At 64.2% G+C, this 19,635-nt stretch carries 17 protein-coding genes and 1 tRNA gene; 12 read left to right on the top strand and 6 right to left on the bottom strand.

From position 1 onward, the window contains the following. The first annotated feature begins 294 nt into the window (after positions 1-294). Both ACQZAB_RS01500 and ACQZAB_RS01505 read left to right on the top strand, forming a co-directional pair. Positions 295-1,536: a PEP-CTERM sorting domain-containing protein gene (locus ACQZAB_RS01500; protein WP_428386462.1), complete on the top strand. Its 1,242-nt coding sequence runs from the start codon at positions 295-297 to the stop codon at positions 1,534-1,536. Between the two features lie 117 nt (positions 1,537-1,653). Next, a complete protein-coding gene (locus ACQZAB_RS01505) occupies positions 1,654-3,657 on the top strand; it encodes an FG-GAP-like repeat-containing protein (protein WP_428386463.1) in 2,004 nt (667 codons plus the stop codon). A gap of 59 nt (positions 3,658-3,716) precedes the next feature. Here ACQZAB_RS01505 and ilvC read toward each other — a convergent pair whose 3' ends face one another. The 5 genes from ilvC to ACQZAB_RS01530 form a co-directional block, all read right to left on the bottom strand. Further along, positions 3,717-4,730, bottom strand: coding sequence for a ketol-acid reductoisomerase (gene ilvC, locus ACQZAB_RS01510; protein WP_428386465.1), 1,014 nt, complete (start codon positions 4,728-4,730; stop codon positions 3,717-3,719). Positions 4,731-4,870: 140 nt separating this feature from the next. Beyond that, positions 4,871-5,401, bottom strand: a complete 531-nt coding sequence (locus tag ACQZAB_RS01515; protein ID WP_428386466.1) for a hypothetical protein — start codon at positions 5,399-5,401, stop codon at positions 4,871-4,873. 98 nt (positions 5,402-5,499) lie between these two features. After that, positions 5,500-6,318, bottom strand: a complete 819-nt coding sequence (locus ACQZAB_RS01520; protein WP_428386467.1) for a spondin domain-containing protein — start codon at positions 6,316-6,318, stop codon at positions 5,500-5,502. A 133-nt stretch (positions 6,319-6,451) separates the two neighbouring features. Then, complete coding sequence (locus ACQZAB_RS01525) at positions 6,452-6,988, bottom strand: TetR/AcrR family transcriptional regulator (protein WP_428386468.1); 537 nt, start codon at positions 6,986-6,988, stop codon at positions 6,452-6,454. A 252-nt stretch (positions 6,989-7,240) separates the two neighbouring features. Continuing rightward, positions 7,241-7,314, bottom strand: a tRNA-Arg gene (locus tag ACQZAB_RS01530). 225 nt (positions 7,315-7,539) lie between these two features. Here ACQZAB_RS01530 and ACQZAB_RS01535 point away from each other — a divergent pair. The 10 genes from ACQZAB_RS01535 to ACQZAB_RS01580 all read left to right on the top strand — a co-directional run bounded on the left by ACQZAB_RS01535 (position 7,540) and on the right by ACQZAB_RS01580 (position 18,819). Beyond that, on the top strand, positions 7,540-8,202 hold the full coding sequence (locus ACQZAB_RS01535; protein ID WP_428386469.1) for a sugar transferase: 663 nt from the start codon (positions 7,540-7,542) through the stop codon (positions 8,200-8,202). A gap of 22 nt (positions 8,203-8,224) precedes the next feature. Further along, positions 8,225-8,986 carry a polysaccharide biosynthesis/export family protein gene (locus ACQZAB_RS01540; RefSeq protein ID WP_428386470.1) on the top strand — a complete coding sequence of 254 codons (762 nt, stop codon included), beginning with the start codon at positions 8,225-8,227 and terminating at the stop codon, positions 8,984-8,986. A 26-nt stretch (positions 8,987-9,012) separates the two neighbouring features. Further along, positions 9,013-10,674 carry a GumC family protein gene (locus tag ACQZAB_RS01545; protein ID WP_428386471.1) on the top strand — a complete coding sequence of 554 codons (1,662 nt, stop codon included), beginning with the start codon at positions 9,013-9,015 and terminating at the stop codon, positions 10,672-10,674. 4 nt (positions 10,675-10,678) lie between these two features. Next, positions 10,679-11,590 (top strand): ExeA family protein, encoded by a 912-nt coding sequence (locus ACQZAB_RS01550; RefSeq protein ID WP_428386472.1) that lies wholly within the window; start codon positions 10,679-10,681, stop codon positions 11,588-11,590. Further along, positions 11,566-12,639 carry a CpsD/CapB family tyrosine-protein kinase gene (locus tag ACQZAB_RS01555; RefSeq protein ID WP_428386474.1) on the top strand — a complete coding sequence of 358 codons (1,074 nt, stop codon included), beginning with the start codon at positions 11,566-11,568 and terminating at the stop codon, positions 12,637-12,639. Before ACQZAB_RS01550 ends, ACQZAB_RS01555 begins: the two co-directional genes overlap by 25 nt. Before the next feature lie 73 nt (positions 12,640-12,712). Beyond that, positions 12,713-13,384 (top strand): hypothetical protein, encoded by a 672-nt coding sequence (locus tag ACQZAB_RS01560; RefSeq protein WP_428386476.1) that lies wholly within the window; start codon positions 12,713-12,715, stop codon positions 13,382-13,384. A 53-nt stretch (positions 13,385-13,437) separates the two neighbouring features. Then, on the top strand, positions 13,438-14,166 hold the full coding sequence (locus tag ACQZAB_RS01565) for a hypothetical protein (RefSeq protein ID WP_428386478.1): 729 nt from the start codon (positions 13,438-13,440) through the stop codon (positions 14,164-14,166). Further along, positions 14,163-15,443, top strand: coding sequence for a hypothetical protein (locus ACQZAB_RS01570; RefSeq protein ID WP_428386480.1), 1,281 nt, complete (start codon positions 14,163-14,165; stop codon positions 15,441-15,443). The genes ACQZAB_RS01565 and ACQZAB_RS01570 overlap by 4 nt, the downstream gene beginning before the upstream one ends. Beyond that, positions 15,433-16,461, top strand: a complete 1,029-nt coding sequence (locus ACQZAB_RS01575; RefSeq protein ID WP_428386481.1) for a PhoH family protein — start codon at positions 15,433-15,435, stop codon at positions 16,459-16,461. Before ACQZAB_RS01570 ends, ACQZAB_RS01575 begins: the two co-directional genes overlap by 11 nt. Before the next feature lie 75 nt (positions 16,462-16,536). Then, on the top strand, positions 16,537-18,819 hold the full coding sequence (locus tag ACQZAB_RS01580; protein ID WP_428386483.1) for an HD family phosphohydrolase: 2,283 nt from the start codon (positions 16,537-16,539) through the stop codon (positions 18,817-18,819). Positions 18,820-19,024: 205 nt separating this feature from the next. Here the strand turns inward: ACQZAB_RS01580 and rplI are convergent, their stop codons facing one another. Beyond that, entirely contained in the window at positions 19,025-19,585 is a 561-nt protein-coding gene (gene rplI, locus ACQZAB_RS01585; protein ID WP_428386485.1) for a 50S ribosomal protein L9, read from the bottom strand. Between the last annotated feature and the right edge of the window lie 50 nt (positions 19,586-19,635).

Here is a 19,635-nt window from a genome sequence, read left to right on the forward strand (position 1 = left end):
CCACAAACCGCCTATCTTCACCAGATCCGAGAATCGGCGTAAATCTTTGGACCAGAACAAGTTTGAAAGACCATAATTCCTTGACAGCCAGCCTTCGGCCTTTATCTTATGTAAGAGTGAAGTCCGGGAAGGCTTGCTGAATCGCGTGCCTGTCTGAGTTTCGTGTAAGCGGAGATTGGTAGAACCTAAACGAGAGAGATTGACCCTGATCGATGTGCCCCTGTCGGGCCTCGACCTACTTGCCTGAACCCTGTTTCTGTCCTTATTCCACCCCCCTGAAGGAGGCTTGAGAAGATGAATACCCGTACCCTTTTGACCGCTGTCACCCTGGTTGCCGCTGGCACCACCGTCGCGAGCGCCGTGAACTTCAAGGAGATCGGCCGCCTGGACGTGACCGCCCTGCAGGACGCCTCCGGCCGCCCGATCGCCCAGCCGCTGTCGGTTGGCTTCTCCGGCGGCATCCTCTACGTCGGTGAATTCGGCGCTGGCGGCCAGGTCGTCCGGATCGACGATCCCCTCGGCTCTGCCACCGTCGCCAACGTCTTCGGCACCCCCGCCATCCATGCCCGCGGCGTGGATAGCCTCGATGCCAATTTTGAGTACGTCGCCTCGGTCTCTGGTTTCGACATCAACGCTGCCACCGATGACCTCCTCGAGGTCCACACCATTGGCGGGGTTCAGACCCTCAGCGTGATCACCGACGCCCCGCTGGCCACTCCCGCCAACTACGGTGCCGATGGCCGTGGTTTCTCTGGTGTCGCCCTCGATCCCGGCTTCAACGGCCAGGGCCCGGCTGCCGTCTCCTCCGTCGTCTTCGCTCAGCGTCAGCGGATTGCCAACGATGTCAACGGTGGAGCTCTGCTCTCCGGCGATCCCGGCACCGCTGAGTACCGCAACGAAGTCGCCACCACCGGCGGCGTCGATGTGGCCTACAACGACCAGACCGGCGACCACTACCTGCTCACCATCGAAGGCATCTCCAAGATGACCCGTGACGGTGCCCAGTCGTTCGTGCAGTACCCCAACCCGCCGTTCCCCACGCAGGGCTGGTACACCCAGGCCTCGCTCGGTCTGACCTACTTCGGCAACGCCGACTTCAACCAGGATCAGAACCTTGAGTTCGTGAACGCGGCAAAGTCCGGTGGCGGCCTCCCCACCGACCTGCTGCTGGTCAACAACCCGCGTAACGCGGCGACGGCCAGCCCGGCCCTCGTCGACATCGTGGAAGCCTTCGACGCCAACGCCCCGCTCGGCTCGGGTGACAACCCCGCCAGCGACTCGGCCAACGACGTCGCCATCAACTGGATGGCTCCGGACGGCTCGCCGTTCGTCCAGGCCGCTCAGACCTTCGTCGACTTCGGCGTGAATCCGTTCGACGCCATCGTCTACGACTTCGCTTACGACATCGAGACCCGCGTCCTCGCCGTGTCCGACCTCGGTTCGGGTCACGTCTACTTCTTCGCGGTGCCCGAGCCGGCTTCGGCCGCCCTCCTGGGCCTCGGCGGTCTCGCCGCCCTGCGTCGTCGTCAGGCCTGAGCCTGAGCCTCGATTCAGACCCTACGCAGCGCCCGGCTTCACCGCCGGGCGTTGTTTTTTGGCTGGCCGATCGCCGGTCCGGGTGTAGGCTTGAGTAACCGTTGAGAGGAAGCTGTTGTGCACCTATTCCGAGGCATCCTGATCGGCTCGACCGCGGCGATGGCCCTCGCCGCCGCGAGCGCACCTGCCCGAGCCACCGGCTTCACCGACGCCACCTTCTCAACCGGCATCTTCTATCTCCAGCGCAACGTCCTGGCATTCCCGGACACCGGCGACGAGATCCGCCGTCAGACCGGCGGAGCCGCGGCTGGTGATGTCAACGGCGACGGCTTCCCGGATGTCGTGGTCTCCCGCTATGGCGACACCCCCCTGCTCTATCTCAACGACCAGGACGGCACCTTCACCCAGGCCACCAGCCTCGCCTTCGATGTATCTGCATTGCCAGCAACCCTCAACGGTCTCGGCTTTGGGGATGTCGATCACGATGGCGATCTCGACCTCTACGCCACGGCCACTGAGGACACCCGGTACTACCTGTTTATCAACGACGGCACCGGCAGCTTTACCGAGCAGGCGCTGCCACGTGGAGCCGCCGTCAGCAAGCCCGATACCCACTACGGCACGTCGGTCGCTTTTGGTGACTACGACCGCGACGGCTGGCTCGACCTGCACACCGGCGAGTGGCGTTGGGGCTATCTGAATACCACCAACGCCGACCACAACGCCCGGCTGCTGCGTAACACCGGCGGCGGCTTCTTCGAGGACACCACCGCCGCCGCAGGCGTCGAGCACGCACCGAACACGCCCCAGGCCACGCTATGGGCCTCGCGCTTCTCCGACCTCGATGGCGACCACTGGCCCGACCTCGTCGAAGCCAACGACTTCCTGACCAGCAAGACCTACTGGAACAACGCCGACGGTACCTTCCTCGACGGCACCAACGCCGCCGGCTTCAACCAGGGCTTTTCCGAGATGGGCATGACCGTCGGCGACTACGACAGCGACGGCGATCTCGATGTCTACATCACCAACATCGACTCGGGCGGCACCGTCGGCTCTGGCAACATGCTCTACCGCAACGACGGCAACCGGCAGTTCACCGAAGTCAGCAAGACCGCGGGCGTCAACGCCGGCGGCTGGGGATGGGGCACCGCCTTCCTCGATCACGATCACGACGGCGACCTCGACCTCATTGCCACCAACGGACAGTCCGGCCGCCCCATCGATCGGACCCAGTTCTTCGACAACGATGGCGACGGCACCTTCACCGAGATCGGCGTCTCCATCGGCGTCGATGACGACGGCTCCGGCAAGGGGCTTCTCACCTTCGACTACGACCGCGACGGCGACCTCGACGTCCTCATCGTCAACAACGCCGGCGCGCCGACGGTCTACCGCAACGACGCCGACAGCGACCCGACCGCCGGCAGCTACCTCCAACTCGATCTGCGGGGCGTCATCTCCAACACCTATGGCGTCGGTGCCTGGGTCACGGTCACTCCCGACCTAAGTGATCCCACCACCTCCTACCTCCGCGAGATGGATGGCGGGAGCAACTTCCTAGCCCAGTCCGAGATACTGGTGCACTTCGGCCTCGGCGACGCGGAAACAGTGGACCGTATCGAGATCCGCTGGCCGAGTGGGCTGACGCAGACCCTCGACAACGTCGCGACGAATCAACGACTCACTGTTGATGAGGCCTGGCTGATTGGCGACGTCAATCTCGACGGCCTGCTGGACGCATCGGACATAGACGAGCTCGCCGCGGCGATCAACACGGGAGCGATCGACCTCCGCTACGGCATGGTCGACGGAAGCCCGCTGATTGAAGCCGCGGATCTAGACCACCTCATCACCGCCCTGCTCAGCACACAACGCGGCGACGCCAATCTTGATCAGCGCGTGGACCTCATCGATCTCTCCGCGCTCGCCGCGAGCTTTGGTCAGTCAGGAGGTTGGTCGCACGGCGACTTCAACACCGACGGCACCGTCGATCTGATCGATCTTTCTCTGCTCGCGGCCAACTTCGGCTTCGACGGCAACACCGCGATTCCTGAGCCAGCGGGGATAACGCTGATAGCCCTAGGTGCTTTAGCGGTACGCCGTCGACGGACCCACTAAGCCATAGAAAAAGCCCCGAACCGAAGTCCGGGGCCTCGTCATTCTTAAGATGGAAGTCCTTAGTCCTTGTCGAGGTCGACGGGGTCGAGCCAGGGCATCATGGCCCGCAGTTCCTTGCCGACCTTTTCGACGGCGTGGCCCTTGTTGTCTTCCCGCTGCTTCTTGAACCAGGGGAAGCCCTTGGCGTAGTCCTCGCGGAAGGCCTTGGCGAACCCGCCGTCCTGGATGTGCTTGAGGGCCGCGGCCATGCGCTGCTTGGTCTCGTCGTCGCAGATCTTCGGTCCGGTGTAGTAGTCGCCGAACTCAGCGGTGTTCGAGATGGAGTACCGCATGTAGTCGAGACCGCCACGCTTGATGAGGTTGATGATCAGCTCGAGCTCGTGGCAGACCTCGAAGTAGGCCAACTCGGGCGGGTAGCCGGCTTCGGTCAGGACCTCGAAACCCTTCTTGATGGACTCGGACAGGCCACCACAGAGGACGACCTGCTCGCCGAAGAGGTCGGTCTCGCACTCGTCCTTGAAGGTGGTGACGAGGATGCCGCCCTTGCCACCGCCGACGCCGATGGCCCAGGCCATCGCCGTGTCGCGGGCCTTGCCGGAGGCATCCTGATGGATGGCCATGAGGGCCGGGACGCCGCCGCCCTTCTCGAACTCCCAGCGGACGGTGTGGCCGGGGCCCTTGGGGGCCACCATGACCACATCGACATCCTCGGGCGGGGTGATCGTCTTGAAGTGCACGTTGAAGCCGTGGGTGAAGCCGAGGGTCATGCCCGGCGTCAGGTTCGGGGCGATCGACTTCTCGTAGACATCCGGCTGCACCTCATCGGGCAGGGTCAGGATGACCACGTCGGCGGCCTTGACGGCCTCATCGACGGGCAGCGGATCGAACCCATGCTCCGCAGCGAGCTTGCCGTTGGCCGAGTCTTTGCGGTTGGCGACGATGACCTTCAGCCCGGAATCCCGGAGGTTCTGAGCGTGGGCGTGGCCCTGCGAGCCGTAGCCGAGCACCGCGATCGTCTTGCCCTTCAGGCCGTCAAGCGACCCATCCTTGTCGTAAAGCGTTTCGATCGCCATCGCGATCTCCCTGATCAAAAGAGGTGAATGTCTGGACCGAGCCCACGCTCGGCGATTCGAGCCACGCAAGGTAGCCGGAGGGGGGTGGGGGGTCAAAGAGTAGTAGTGTTAAGCAAGACCAGTGATGACAATGCGCAGATTTAGAACAACAGATAGGCCGCTAACGAAAGCACGAGGTGCAGCAGAATGACGCTCGCTAGGATCATCTCTGCACAGGCAAAACAAACAGCTGGCAGATAGATGAACAGGTATCGCGATGTATCTCTGCCCGCCTCAACTCCAACACCCACAAACTGAAGAGGTGCTCTGTAGGGTTGCAGATACCTCTGCATAAAGAAACCGTGGTGTAGGGACACACCGATCCAGAGTAATGTTGTCGCAACTGTAAAAACAGAAATCAATTCGCTTCGTGACTCGGACCAGAATGCGGTATGAAGGCTGACCATGGTAAACAGGTAGATAACCAAGGCGACGACTGGTAACCAAGCCAGTAAAAACATGACTTGGTGTCCGAAAGCCTTGGGCTGACGGTACACGGCTAGTTCATGACCCAGCACCGCACTCTTGTCATACGCCCGCCCACACTCCGGACACACCCCGACCTCCGGCGACCCATCCAACGAATACCGACACCCCGCGCACTGTGCTCCAGATAGCGCCTGCTCACTCATCCCTCCATATTACTTGGCGTCCCCCACGCAGAAGACCCCCGGCCACACAACTTGGCCGGGGGTCTTGAACAAGGAAGGAAAGAGAGCAATCAGGGGGTTCAGATCAGCCGGCGACGCCGAAGCAGGCCCAGACCGAGCAGGCCCGCCACCGCCGCGCTGGCCGGCTCGGGAACGATGGTGATACGAGCGATCAGATCATCCGGGCCGAACGAACTGCCGACGGTGTAGAGCGGGTTGGACGTGCCAATGAATGAGTCGAGGTGGGCCGGGATGGTGGGGTCGTCGAAGATGTTGAACACCGCCACGTCGGTCACAGTACCGGCCGTACCGACCTGGCCGGCAACGAACGCCGGACCATCCAGGGCGTCGTTCGCTTCGGTCCCGGCATCATTCACGTCCCGACCGAAGAGCAGGATCTCCACCGGCCCGTTGAAGTTGCCGAAGGCATCGAACAGCTCGATCGCGAACGGGTTGCCGTTGGCAACAAACAGGTCATTGCTGGGGATGACCATCGAGGCGTAGCTGAAATACCGATTCACCGTCGCGTCGCCGACGCTGAACGTCGCGCTGCCCGTGTCGCCGGGCGTGAACACGGGTGGCGTGGTCGACGGGCTGGTGATGGTTAGGTCTACCCCGCCGGCGAGGCCCGCAGCACTCGTACCGAACGCGGCAGAGATCGGCCCGGTATCGCCAACTTCGGCCAGCTCTTCCGTGCCCGGGAATCCGGCGAGGGTCGCCCCGCCGTCGTAGCTGTCGAACCCGCCGTTGTGGACGCCGACCCAGAACGGCGTGAAGGCGAACCCGTCCGTAGGCTGGAGGTTCTCAATGGTGACGGTGATGTCCTGGGCCGTGGCGGTGGTCGCTGAAACCACCAGAACCGAACCAACTGCGAGACTTCCGATCGTGCGATGCATCATCTGTGACTCCTCCAAGAGAGTGCAGGCGCGGAGATAGCAGTGACCGCCGAGCGCCGCGCCGCACGACAGCCAGGTCCCAAACCGAATCAGGCATCAGCCGGAACAACCGGCGAATCAGTTCACATCAAGCCTTCTAACCCCAGGGCGCCAGCACCCGCCAGATCGCCCGGGAGACATCATCCGAGTACCCCACCGCAGGACCTTTCAGAAGCCCTTCATTGATCAGCCTCGGCACGTTCAAAAGCATCCCTGATACGGTCGCGACGGCCAGATCAGGATCGAGCCCCCGACAGTCACCGGCACGCACGCCCTCCATCAGCAACTCCCGGAGCATCCGGCTCTGAGCCGTATAGACCTCGCCGAGTGAGTCGGCATAGCGATCGGGCATCAGCAGCACATAGGTAAACGCATCCCGGTTGCCGTCGTAGTAGGCGTAAGTGAGATCGACCCATTGGTAGATCTTCCGCTCCAGCGGGGCGTCACTGGTCAGCAGGTCGGCCTTCTCGCGGATCATCTCCTGGACGATGCGGGTGTAGATCTCTCGCCAGAGGTCGTCCTTACTCTTGAAATGCCGGTAGAGCGCGGCCTCGGTGACGCCGGCCTCACGCGTGATCGACCGGACTGAGGCTCCACGCATTCCCTCCGTGCGGGCGATCTTCAGAGCGGCCACCCGGAGCGCCTCCTTGGTGCTCGCGGGCTGCTCGTCGTCGCTTCCACGATGTAAACGATCGTTGACCATGCGGGGTTAACGGTCGTTGACACCGGTGTATTCCCCTGGTTTCCGAAAAAAATGAATCAAGCAATGATCGGGACACGCAAGGCTGACATCGCCGGGCGACAGCGTCATCCTCCCCAATCCACCGCCACCCAAGATCGTGCCGCACCAGGGGCCCCCAGAGGCTCGTCTGAAGGACCATCAGAATGCGCCTGGAAGGACTCGAACCCTCAACCCTCGGTTCCGAAGACCGATGCTCTATCCAATTGAGCTACAGACGCGTTCACGCCAGTCTATCTCTATCAGTCACCGGTCGCTAGATCCGCGTGTCGTCACGCCTGCTCCGGGTCCAGATAACCCGCCGAAGAACCCCGCCGACCGGCTCCCCGCAGACCCGATCACCGGAAAAATCGTCACCGCTGGCCCAACTGGCTTAAGTCGGCCAGTTCCCCCGTCGATGTCGCTCAGGACCGCCGGTAGATCCGGCACAAGCCCGAGGACCGACCATGCCCGCAAACACCCTCCAGCCCCAAGCCTCGATGCTCGAGCCCGCCGTGCCCTTCGGCCGCCTCGAAACACCCGGCTACGGCTACGAGGTGACCAAGCGATGCATCGATATCTTCGCAGCCGGCCTGGGACTGCTGCTGCTAAGCCCCTTGCTCCTCGCCGTCGCGCTCTGGATCAAGGCCATCGATCGGGGACCCGTGCTCTACTGGCAGTGGCGCGTCGGCCGCAACGGCTGGCTCTTCCGGCTCTGGAAGTTCCGCACCATGACCCTCGACGCCGAAGACGCCGGCGCGAGGCTCGCCACCACCGGCGACCAGCGCATCCTCCCCGGCTGCCGCTGGATGCGCAAGAGCCACATCGACGAACTGCCCCAGCTCTGGAACATCCTGACCGGCCAGATGAGCCTGGTCGGACCCCGACCCGAACGGCCCGAAATCATCGAGGAACTCCGCGAAGAGGTGCCCCGGATCGAGTGGCGACTTACCGGACCTCCGGGATTAACGGGACTTGCGCAAGTCCGAAACGGTTACAGCAACGATCTGAGGGGCATGCGACGGAAGCTCGCCCTCGACCTCCGCTACCTCCGACGGCGTTCCATCGCCGCCGATGTCCGCATCCTTCTGCAAACCGTGCCCCGATGCTGGGACCCCACCGCCTGTTGAGGTGTCACAAGCGATCCGAACCATGAAAACGACCACCAAACAAAAACTCGCCATCGCCCTCGCGGCCGTCGCCACCCTCGGCGTCACCGGCTGCCAGCCCGAGCACACCGACTACAGCGCCTTCGTTCGGGTCCCGCGACCGACCGTGACCGCCACCGAATACCGGATGGCACCCCCCGATTCGATCGCGATCAGCTCCAAGCGGGTCCGCGAGATCAACGGCCTGAACCAGACCATCCGCCCGGACGGCATGATCACCGTCCCGCTGCTCGGTGAGGTCTACGCCGCCGGCAAAACCCCCCTCGAACTCGGGGCCGAACTCGAACAGCTCGCCCAGCAGTACTACGAAGACGCCGACGCCTCCGTCCGCGTCACCTCCTTCGCCTCCAAAAAGATCTTCGTCTTCGGCGAAGTCGCCGTCGCCGGACCCTACGCCTACGACGGCGCCAACACCATCTTCGAGACACTTGCCCGCGCTCAGCCGAGCCGGCTGTCCAACCCCAGCAAGATCCAAGTCCTGCGTCCCAACGCCGACGGCACCCTCCGCAGAGCCATGACCATCGACTTCAACAAGATGGTCCAGGAAGGCGACACGACCCTCGACGCCGTGCTCGAAGAGAACGACGTCATCTACGTACCCCCCAACACACTCGCCTCGATCGGCCTGAGCCTGCAGCAGCTGCTGCTGCCTCTGACCCCGGCCGCCTCCGTCGTCAACGGACCGGCCAATATCGAATCAGCTGCAGGACGCTACGGCGGCGACTCGACGAACTCCAGCAACTAAAGCCACAAAGGCTTGAGGATTCCGCGATGACACAGAGTCAAGATCAACAGACCGCCCTCTTCGAGTTGTGGTCCATCGTCTGGCGATACCGGTGGCGCTTCGTCCTGCCGTGCTTCGCCGTCATGGTCGCCGTGCTCATCATCAGCCTCACGCTGCCCCGGAAGTACCGGTCCGAAGCCATCTTCGAGACCCGCACCGACATGGTCCTCAAGGAGATGACCTCACGCGGTGCCAGCGGCGCCTTCCAGGTCCCCCGCAACTCCGTCACCGAAGAACTCACCGGCGAAGTCGCCATCGACCGGCTCATCCGCGAGATCGAACCCGAGCTCCGCGAGATGGGCGTCATCCAGACCAGCTTCGACCGCCAGCAGCTACGGCTCGACCTGCTCCGCAAGGTCACCGTCCGCTGGGACCTGGCCAGCGCCCAGGTCGACCGCATCCGGGTCTCTTACACCGGCCCGAACCCCGCCGTGACACGACTCGTCGTCAACAACCTCGTCGAGCAGTACATCGCCGCCACCCGTGCGCAGATGGACGCCAGGCTCAACGAGTCCGCCGACTTCTTCCGCAACGAACTCGCCAGCAGCCGGCAGACCATCGAAGAAATCGAGAACCGGATGCTGCGCTTCGAGATCGAGAACGCCGTCCTCCTACCCGACAACCCGCTGAACATCCAGAACCAGCTCATCGAGAACCGCCAGGAACTCGAAGAACTCGTCGCCAAGCGGGAAGCCATCGTCGCCAGGCTCTCGACGCTCCGCGACGGCATCGAGCAGCAGCCAACGACCGTGCAGTCACTCGTGATGGGCGCGAACCCGGCCCGCGACGAACTCAACGCCAAACGACGCGAACTCAACCGGCAGCTCGACACCTACCTCAACGTCTACAAGATGCGTGAGCAGCACCCCGACGTGCAATCGATCAGCCAGCAGATCAGCACCGTCGAAGCCCGCATCGCCGAGATCGAGGCCGAAGTCGTGACGGCCAAGAACATCATCCCCAACCCCAAGCGAACCGAGATGGAACTGAGCCTTGCCCGCAGCGAAGGCGAACTCAACGCCCTCGACGACGAGATCAGCTCGATCAAGGCCAGCCTGGAAACCCTGGGCGCCAGCTCCGCAGGCATGTTCCCGGTCAGAAGCGAATACCGAAAACTCCAACGGGAGCTCACCGAAGCCCGCGGCAGCCTGCAGTTCTGGGAAACCAACCTCCGCCGGATCGAGCTGGCACTCACCGCCGAAAACGGCAACCGTGGCGTCCAGTTCGCCTTCGTCAAGCGCGCCGGAGCCGCCTGGCGGCCCGTCTCACCCGACCTCACCCAGGTCCTGCTTGCCTGCGGTCTGCTCGGCGTCATTGCCGGTTCCCTCGGCGTCTTCTTCGCCCACCGCATGGAAGCCACCTACTACGACGGCAACGCGCTTGCCAACGACCTGGGACTGCCCCTGATCGGGTCCGTGAGCGAAGTCATCACCCACGACCAGCGGCGCAGCCGCCGGCTACGCAGGCTGATCCTCTACCCGACCAACGCCGTCGTGATGGCCACCGTGCTCGTCGGCGTCGGCGCACTGCTCTACCTCGACCTCGAACGACCACACGTCTTCGCCGTGCAGGACACCGAGGCCATCGAATCCAACGACGCAGAAGCGGCACCCGCCGCACTGCCAGAACCCCGTAACCAGGGCGAGTAAGGCCATGTACGAAGAATTCTTCCAGTTCAAGCAGCTGCCCTTCGAGAACACGCCCGACCCGCGGTTCTTCTACGACAGCGAACAGCACCGCGAAGCCCTCGCCGCGATCGAGTACACGATCCGTCTCCGAAAGGGCATCGTGCTCGTCACCGGTGACATCGGCTCCGGCAAGACCACCGTCGGACGCAAGATGCTCGCCCGCTGCGGCGACCAGGCCACGATCGCTCAGGTCGTTCACGCCCACACCGATCGTGCCGACCTTATCGCCCACGTGCTCAGAGCTATTGGCGTCACCCCGCCCGCCGGCGCCGAACACGCCAGACTGTTGGAGATCCTCCACGAAGTCCTCATCGAGCACGCCCAACGGCGTCGACCGGTTGTGCTCTTCGTCGACGAAGCCCAGAACCTCACCGATGAGGCCCTCGAAGAACTCCGGCTCATCAGCAACTTCGACACCAACACCGTCAAGCTGCTGCAGCTCGTACTCGTCGGCCAGCCGGAGCTCCGCCAGCGCATCGCCCAGCCGCGTATGCTCGCGCTCCGCCAGCGGATCGTCCTGGCCAAGCAGCTCAAGCCCATGAGCCGCGTCGACACCGCCGCCTATATCGAACACCGCCTCCAGGCCGCCAGCATCGATCCCGAACGGGTCATCCCCGAGTTCGATGCCGGAGCCAAGGACGCCATCTTCCAGTTCTCCCGGGGAACACCGCGGCTCATCAACGTAGTGAGCGATAACACGCTGCTGATGAGTTTCGTCAGGGAAAGCACCCGGGTGACGGCCGATACCGTTGAGGCCGTGATTGATGACATGCTGCCAAGCTTCGGTGAACCAGTCGTGCGACCGGTGAGCCCACGCAGCGAATGGACCGCACCGAGAGTAGGGACGCGATCGTGGGATACATCTTTGACGCTCTAAACAGGTCCGACGACCAGCACGAGCCAAACCCGGACGCGACCAACCGCAAGCCGGATCAGGCCTGGTCAACGCCTTACACCAAAGCTCCAAAGGCCACCGAGCCCGTCGAGCAGACTGCTGCGCCAACGCCATTCGGCGGGACCGGCCCGTTTGCCAGCATCCTCGAGGACCCCGAACTCACCGACGGCCTCGATGGACAGACTCAGGCCGCGCAACCGATCAGCGACCCAAACCCGGAAGAGCCTCCGGCCGCCTACAACACGCTCCAGGACATGGAGGACGCCCAGTACGGCCCACTCGGGAGCATCGGCACTCAGGACAATCGTCAGGCCAATCAGTTCGACGACCGGGTGGTCGTCGCCACCAACCCCAGCGCCAAAGCCTCCGAGGAATACCGGCTGATCCGTACCTCCATGCTCGCTCGCTGGGAACAGCGGCGCAACCTCATCCACACCATCACCAGCGCGACACCCAAAGAAGGCAAGACGATCTCCACGATCAACCTCGGCCTCAGCTTTGCCGAACTGCACGAGCGCAACACCATCGTCGTCGAGGCCGACCTCCGCCTGCCCTCCTTCGAGGACATGCTCCGACTCGGCGCGACCACCGGGCTCCTCGCCTATCTCCGTGGCGAAGCCCAACTCGATCAGGCCATCGCCCGGGTGCCGGGCACCCGCCTCTCCGTCATGACCGCAGGCGGACGAGCCGGACGCGAAGCCGTCGGCCTCATCGGCTCCCAGCGGATGAAGCACCTGCTCGTCACCCTCCGCCAACGCTACGACCACGTCATCATCGACACCCCGCCGGTTCTCGATCTCGCCGACGCCGGGATCCTTGGCGGGCTCTCCGATGAGGTCCTCCTCGTTGCTCGGATGCGGCACACCCCACGCCCGCTCATCGAGCAGGCCACCCGCGTGCTGAAGAGCTACCAGACGCCCATCGGCGGCGTGATCGCGACAGACCAGGAAGAGATCGGTCAGAGCTACAGCTACGCCTACAGCTATCGATACCGCTACCGGTATACCGAACAGCTCCGCGAAGCAGCCTGAGTCATCGACCCACCAACCAATGCCAGGAAACAGGCCGATGGCTCCATCGTCCCCAAAAGCAAGCTCCGCGAACATGCCGGCACGTTTCGGCGAATCAGCTCCACGGCCACGCCTGCTGATCCTCACCGACACCCTGCCCGACCCGCGCGGCCAGGCCAGCCAGCACCGGCTGAGCCTTCTGCTCCAGGAACTGGCACCCGACCGCGACCTCTACCTCACCGTGCTCGCCAGTCAGCGACTGCATCTCAAGGCCTGGCGGAGGGCCCAGGCCTGCTGCACCGCGCTAACCGTCGAGCCCCCCGAGGCCGCCCGCAGACTCGACCTGCCGATCTCCCGAACCGTCGACCGCTGGCAGAAGGACGGAGCCTTCACAACAGTCATCGCCTTCGGAAGCTCCGTCTGGCCCGCCTTACGCTGGTTTAGGCAGACGCTCACCGTCTGCGACCTGGCCACCGACACCCAGACCTGCTTCGACCAAGGCGGCAGACTTCTCGACCGAGCCAAACGCGGCAAACACTTCCGAAACGCCTGCGCCACAGCGGAACGAAGCCAGGTCACCGTCGTCGGAACCAGAGCCCACGCGCAGCCCTACCTGACCCGGGCAGGACGCACCATCATCATCCCCAATGAGCACATGGCCAGACTCCCCGAATTCCTGGACCAGATGGACCCGACGCGCGATCAGACCTCACAGCAGGTCGTCACCAGCCGACGGACCACCCCGAATCTCGCTCAGGCCGCCTGAAGCGAACCCCCCTCCTACTGGCAACCGCCGACCACCGCATCTAGCATGCAGGCGTGGCAGCCAACAGCAAAGAACACCTCTCGTTTCGCCGCTCCGCCGTGCTCTCCGGGGTCATGGTGTTGCTGTTCCTCGGCACGCTCGGCGTCGCCTCGCTCGTCACGCCCGACGAGCCCAGTGACCCCTTCGCCGGCTTCGATGCTCAAAGGCCCACGGCTCGCCCACAACAATCGACGCGCGTCGTGCCCTGGGTCAATCTCGCCGGCATGAGCTTCGCCCTCCCGCCGAGCTGGTCCATCGAAAACCAGGAAACCGACTCCGGCTGGGACGAACTCACCACCCAATCCATCACCCTCCAGGACCCCACACGACCCACCCGTCGACTCAGGATCGGAACCCTCGAAAACCTGCCCGAAGGCACCACCACGGAGGAGGTCTACCTCCAGATCCTTGGCGAGCACCGTAGCCGCTTCGAACCACTCGAAACCAACCTCCAGCCATTCCACCGCCGCACCCACTCTGGCGCCATCCTCCTCGGCACCGTCGATGTCGAGATCCAGACCGATGAAGCCCAGCCGGGCACGCCGGCACGCAGCGTCGTCGCCATGGCGGTCATGAGCATCAACAACGACGGCCGAACCTTCTGGATCGTCTGGGTCTCCGACCTCGTGCCCTTCAGCGACGCCGGCAACCAACTCGCGGCCGAGAGCTTCCGACTCGTCAGCATCATCGGCCCCGGCGCCCGCCCCACCGAGTCCGTCAGCACGGAGCCCAACGCCCCGTGAAGCGATCGCTCACCACGATCCTCATCATCGGTCTGATGATCGGCCTCTTCGGCGTTCCCCGGCTGCACGCCGAGACCTGGTCGGAGCCGATGTTCGGCCTGTCGATCGACACTCCGCCCGGCCTCCGCATCGTCGAACAAACCACCGATGGCGCCCTGCTGAAAATCGTTGGCGAAGACTCGGCTGTCGCCAGCCTCCACATCGAACAGCAATCTCTCGACTGGTCCCTCCCCGACATCCGCGAGCGCGCTCTCGCACAACTCGGGTTCGGGGCCAGCCAGCCGCTGCTCCTCGACGAGTCACCCCACCGCACCGAAATCGCCGGCCACCGTGCCCACTGGTGGAAGATGCGCGTCACCTCCGAGACCCGAGGCGAGTTCTACCTGGCCCAGGCCTTCATCATGCTCTCGCCCAGACGCTACGCAGTCATCCAGTCCGAAGCCGACTGGGCCGACGCCGAGGCCGCCGCCGCCCTCTTCGATACCACCATCGCAGGCCTGTCGGTCAAGGACCAGAATGAACTCGGCGAAGAACACCTCCGCCGACTCCGCGCAGGCGACGACTGGCTCAAAGCCATCCTCCCCGCCATGACCCGCGCCGGGCAAAGAACCCAGAACCACTGGTTCCTCATCGAAGCCGACGGCGAGGTCATCGGCTACGAACGCCACACCCAGACCATCAACGAGGACTTCGGCACACAGGGCCTCAGCGTCGAACGCATGCGCCGAGTCTTCTCCAACCAGGGCACCCAGGACGCCCTCATCCGCGCCTTCGCCTCCGCCGACGGCACCATCGAAGTCTGGGAAGCACGCACCACGTTCCGCCAGCCAGGGACCCTGCAAACACAAACGCAAAGCTCGGCCGTCACCGCCGTCCGCAGCGGCGACAGCCTCATCATCACCCGCGAAGAACCCACCAGCACCTCCCAGACCGAGCACGCCATCCCGGAACTCGGCTACCTCCCGATGGCCCACCAACTCGCCCTCGGCCCCGGCTGGCTCGACGCCCTTGGCCGCCCCATCGCCTTCTATCACTACTACGCCCCCACCGCCTCGATGAGCTTTGCCCTCGCCGAAGCAGCCGCCACCAGCGACGGCTGGACCGTCACGCTCTACCCGGCACCCCGTCGAGCCGCCCAGGCCCTCATCTATGACCACGACGGCCAGCTCCTAGAACACCGAACGCCAGACGGCAGGATCCTCAGGCGCGTCACCCCCGAACAACTCCGACAGAAAGTCCAACACCTCGAACCCAACGGAATCAACCGTGACCGCTGAAATCCAGCTCCCCTCCCGCCCCGACCACCGCCTGCTCGTCACCGGACCCGAAGAGCGCAACCTCAAGCTGCTCCGCGAAGCCCTCGGCGTCACCCTCGTCGCACGCTCGCACACCATCCGCGTGACCGGCGAACCCGACAATGTCCGTCGGGCCGCCGCCGCGCTCCGCGAACTCACCGACCGCGCCGCCGATGGCCAAACCATGGAACGCCAGGCCCTGCTCGAACGCATCGCCTGGGCACCACCCACCGATGCCCTGTCAGACGACAGTCCCACCTTCGCCACCGACCACCTCGACGTCTACCTCGGCCACAAGTCCGTCCGAGGCATCACCGAAGGCCAGCGGCGCTACCTCAAAACCATGAGCGAGCACGACCTCACCATCTGCACCGGACCCGCAGGCACCGGCAAGACCTACCTCGCCGTCGCCGCCGCCGTCGCCATGCTCAAAAGAGGCCTCGTCCGCAAACTCGTCCTCGCCAGACCCGCCGTCGAAGCCGGCGAAAAACTCGGCTTCCTCCCCGGAACCATGCAGGACAAGGTCAACCCCTACCTCCGACCCCTCCTCGACGCCCTTCAGGACATGATGGCCTTCGAACAGGTTCAGCGGTTCATCGCCAACGACCTCATCGAAGTCATCCCCCTCGCCTTCATGCGCGGCCGCACCCTCAACCACGCCTGGATCATCCTCGACGAGGCCCAGAACACCACCCGCGGCCAGATGCTCATGTTCCTCACCCGGCTCGGCCACGGCTCCAAGATGGTCATCACCGGCGACACCTCCCAGATCGACCTCGACAACCCCCGCGATTCCGGCCTCGTCGATGCCGCCTACCGGCTCCGCAGAACCCCTGGGGTCGGCCTCACCACCCTGGAACCGCAGGACATCGTGCGCCACGGCCTCGTTCAGCGTATTATCGCCGCTTATGACCCCAACAAAAAGCAAACAAAGCACCCCCTCGATCTTTCCGCCGATGTACCCCAAGACGACCCCGGCAAGCAGAGTCCGGTAAACTGATCACCCGAGGAGAGGCTCAGCCGCAACCCCCCAGGACCCAGAGCCGCCAACAGGCCGGACCGCCTACAGCCAACCATGGCCAAGCAGACCTCACCCCGACGAAGAGAAGTCCGCAAAAGCGTCGCACGCGAGCGCCATCCCCCCGTCCAGGCCTTCCAGAACACCGAGATCGTGACCACGGTCTTCTTCGCCATAGCCCTCGGCTTCATCAGCGGACTCATCGCCCTCTCGGCCCAGCAGCAGATCGGCCTCTACCCCGGCGCCCGCACCACCGAGCCCGTCATCGCCCGCGTCGAGTTCCAGGTCCTCAACCAGCAGGGCACCGAGCGCCGCCGGCAGAACGCCGCCGCCGCCGCCCCCAACGTCTACCAGCCCGACCTCGACTGGCTCGAGCAGCTCCGCGAAGAGCTCGCCGGCTTCCCCTCCATCGTTGATCCCGAGCAGACCGACACCCCACGACCCTACGAAATCACCGATGAAGGCCTCGAACGCCTCGCCGAGTACGCCTCCCGACCCAACGGCCAGCAGCAGTGGGAAGACCGCATCGATGCTTTTCTCTCCCGCATCTACAACCGACCCATCGTCTCCGCCGAACGCTACGAACTCGAACAGGAAAACCAGGGCCGACTGACCCTGATACACCCCAACCCGTCCAACGGCACCCCCGACGAGATCCGCGGGTACTACTACGACCTCCTCTCCGTCGAGCAGACCGAGCAGATCCAGGCCGCCATCCTCAGCGCCGCCCGCGACCTCGACCCCGCCCTCCGACGACCGGTCACGGCCCTGGTCCTCCAGCGACTCCGACCCAACTACCTCTACGACGAGCCCGCCACGGCCGAAGGCCGCCAGACCGCCCGCCTCGCCGCCAGCCCCCAGATCGACGCCTACGCCGCCCAGCAGGTCCTCGTGCCCAGCGGGTCGATCCTCAGCACGCAGGACGTCACCCTCCTCAGAGAAGAACGCCGCCAATACCACGCCATGCTGCCGACCTGGGCCACCTGGCTCCAACCCGCAGGCGTCATCGGCATCGCCGGCTTCATTGCCATCTGCCTCTGGTTCTACGTCTACACCTTCAAGCCGCAGATCCGCAGAAACCCGACCCGTGGCCTCGGCCTCGTCTCGCTCATGCTCTTCTGCCAGGCCATCCCCGCCCTCTCCGTCCAGCTCAATGCCGGCTCCAACACCATCCTGATCGCCACCACCTTCGGCACCGTGCTCTGCGCGATCATCCTCTCGCTCGTCTACGGCCAGCGCTTCGCCCTCGCCGCCACCATCGTCCAGACCGCCCTCATCGGCCTGAGCCTCAAACTCTCCCTCGCCGAAGCCGCCGCCCTGCTTGCCGCCGCCGGCACCGCCATCGCCCTGCTCCGCGAAGTCCGCCAACGCTCCACCATCCTCCGCGCCGGGATCTACGGCGGGCTCGCCATGGCCGCCATGACCACCCTCGTCGGGCTTGCACAGAACGACCTCGCGCTCCCCAACGCCCTCAACCGCATCGGCCTCGCCGCACTCTGGGGCGGGCTCGCCGTCACCGCCGCGGGCATGGTCGTCCAGAGCCTCCTGCCCCAGGTCGAACACCTCTTCCGCGTTACCACCGCGATGACGCTCAAAGAGCTCAACGACGCCTCGCACCCCCTGCTCCAACGCCTCGCCCACGAAGCCCCCGGCACCTTCCAGCACTCGCTGCGCATCGCCGACATGGCCGAAGCCGCCGCCGACGCCATCGGAGCCGATGGCCTGCTCTGCCGCGTCGGTGCGATGTACCACGACATCGGCAAGGTCCACAAACCCCAGTACTTCATCGAGAACCAGGGCGACGGCCCCAACCGACACGACAAGCTCTCGCCCGCCATGTCCCTGCTCATCATCGTCGGCCACGTCAAAGACGGCATCGAGATGGCTCGCGAATACCGCCTGCCCACGCAGATCCGCCAGTTCATCGAATCCCACCACGGCACCACCCTCGTCGAGTACTTCTTCCACGCCGCCAAGAAGAAGTCCGAAGCCTCGGGCAACACCACCTCCGAATTCGAGTTCCGCTACCCCGGCCCCAAACCGCAGACCAAAGAAGCCGCCATCATGCTCATCTGCGACGGCATCGAAGGCGCCGCCAGAGCCCTCCCCGACCCCACCCCCATCCGGCTCGAACAGATCGTCCACACCATGGCGTCCAAGCGCCTCAACGACGGCCAGTTCGACGAGTGCTCCCTCACCCTCCAGGACCTCTCCGCCATCGAGAAGTCCATCACCAAAACCCTCCAGGCCATGTACCACGGCCGCATCAAGTACCCCGAAAAACAGGGTCAGCAACCCGCCTCGCCCAAGCTCACGACGGGCAAGGTGGCACGGGCTTAATACCGATCAAAAAGCAATTCATCATCCTCTGGTCACCAGCCACGCAAACAGTATCACCAGCCCAAGACCTATGACTTGATACCACCCTGGGAAAGCTGACAGTCCGGTTGTAACGCCACTCATAGATGACCTCCTTCCGCAAGATACATAAAAACACCCCGCCATCACTGACGGGGTGCTCTCATAATCAGTAGTTAACTCAGCCTCAGGCCTCGGCCGCCTCAGCGGCTTCAGCGGTTTCCCCCTCAGCCTTCACGCCCTCACCCTCCTGAGCCGATTCCGCCGCCTCGACCTCTTCGTCCAGGTCCAGCGGGCGGTCCGACACGATGTGAAGCCGGATCTCCGTCTTCAGGTCCTTGTTCAGCCAGACCGGGATGTCGTAGCTGTCAATCCGCTTGACCTGACTGCCGATCCGGATGTGGCGGTCTTCCACCGCGAAGCCCGCTTCACGCAGAGCCTCGGCGATCTCGTGCTGCGAGACCCCGCCAAAGAGCACACCCTGGTCGTTCGCCGCACGCTCAAGCGTCAACTCGTAACCCGTGATCTTCTCGATCAGCGCTTCCTGCTCGCCACGGATCCGATCCTGCTCCACCTTCGCCTGCGCCCGCTTCTCGGCCAACGCAGCAATCTTTTCCTCGGTCGGCGGCTCGGCAAACCCACGCGGCAGCAGATAATTCCGGGCATAACCCGGCTTCACCTTCACCACATCACCCACCAAACCAAGGTTGTCAACGGTCTCAAGTAGCAGCAACTGGATCTGCTTCATGGTGTCCTCCTGCCACGATCTCGCGGCCAGTAAGAGTTAGGCGTCGGCCG

This window comes from Mucisphaera sp. (assembly GCF_965279675.1).
Lineage (GTDB): Bacteria > Planctomycetota > Phycisphaerae > Phycisphaerales > Phycisphaeraceae > Mucisphaera.

Bases quoted from the DNA above. Each gene is read 5' to 3' on its own strand.
- ACQZAB_RS01500 (WP_428386462.1), top strand. From the start codon at position 295: ATGAATACCCGTACCCTTTTGACCGCTGTCACCCTGGTTGCCGCTGGC.
- ilvC (WP_428386465.1), bottom strand. From the start codon at position 4,730: ATGGCGATCGAAACGCTTTACGACAAGGATGGGTCGCTTGACGGCCTG.
- ACQZAB_RS01515 (WP_428386466.1), bottom strand. From the start codon at position 5,401: ATGAGTGAGCAGGCGCTATCTGGAGCACAGTGCGCGGGGTGTCGGTAT.
- ACQZAB_RS01520 (WP_428386467.1), bottom strand. From the start codon at position 6,318: ATGATGCATCGCACGATCGGAAGTCTCGCAGTTGGTTCGGTTCTGGTG.
- ACQZAB_RS01535 (WP_428386469.1), top strand. From the start codon at position 7,540: ATGCCCGCAAACACCCTCCAGCCCCAAGCCTCGATGCTCGAGCCCGCC.
- ACQZAB_RS01540 (WP_428386470.1), top strand. From the start codon at position 8,225: ATGAAAACGACCACCAAACAAAAACTCGCCATCGCCCTCGCGGCCGTC.
- ACQZAB_RS01545 (WP_428386471.1), top strand. From the start codon at position 9,013: ATGACACAGAGTCAAGATCAACAGACCGCCCTCTTCGAGTTGTGGTCC.
- ACQZAB_RS01550 (WP_428386472.1), top strand. From the start codon at position 10,679: ATGTACGAAGAATTCTTCCAGTTCAAGCAGCTGCCCTTCGAGAACACG.
- ACQZAB_RS01560 (WP_428386476.1), top strand. From the start codon at position 12,713: ATGCCGGCACGTTTCGGCGAATCAGCTCCACGGCCACGCCTGCTGATC.
- ACQZAB_RS01580 (WP_428386483.1), top strand. From the start codon at position 16,537: ATGGCCAAGCAGACCTCACCCCGACGAAGAGAAGTCCGCAAAAGCGTC.
- rplI (WP_428386485.1), bottom strand. From the start codon at position 19,585: ATGAAGCAGATCCAGTTGCTGCTACTTGAGACCGTTGACAACCTTGGT.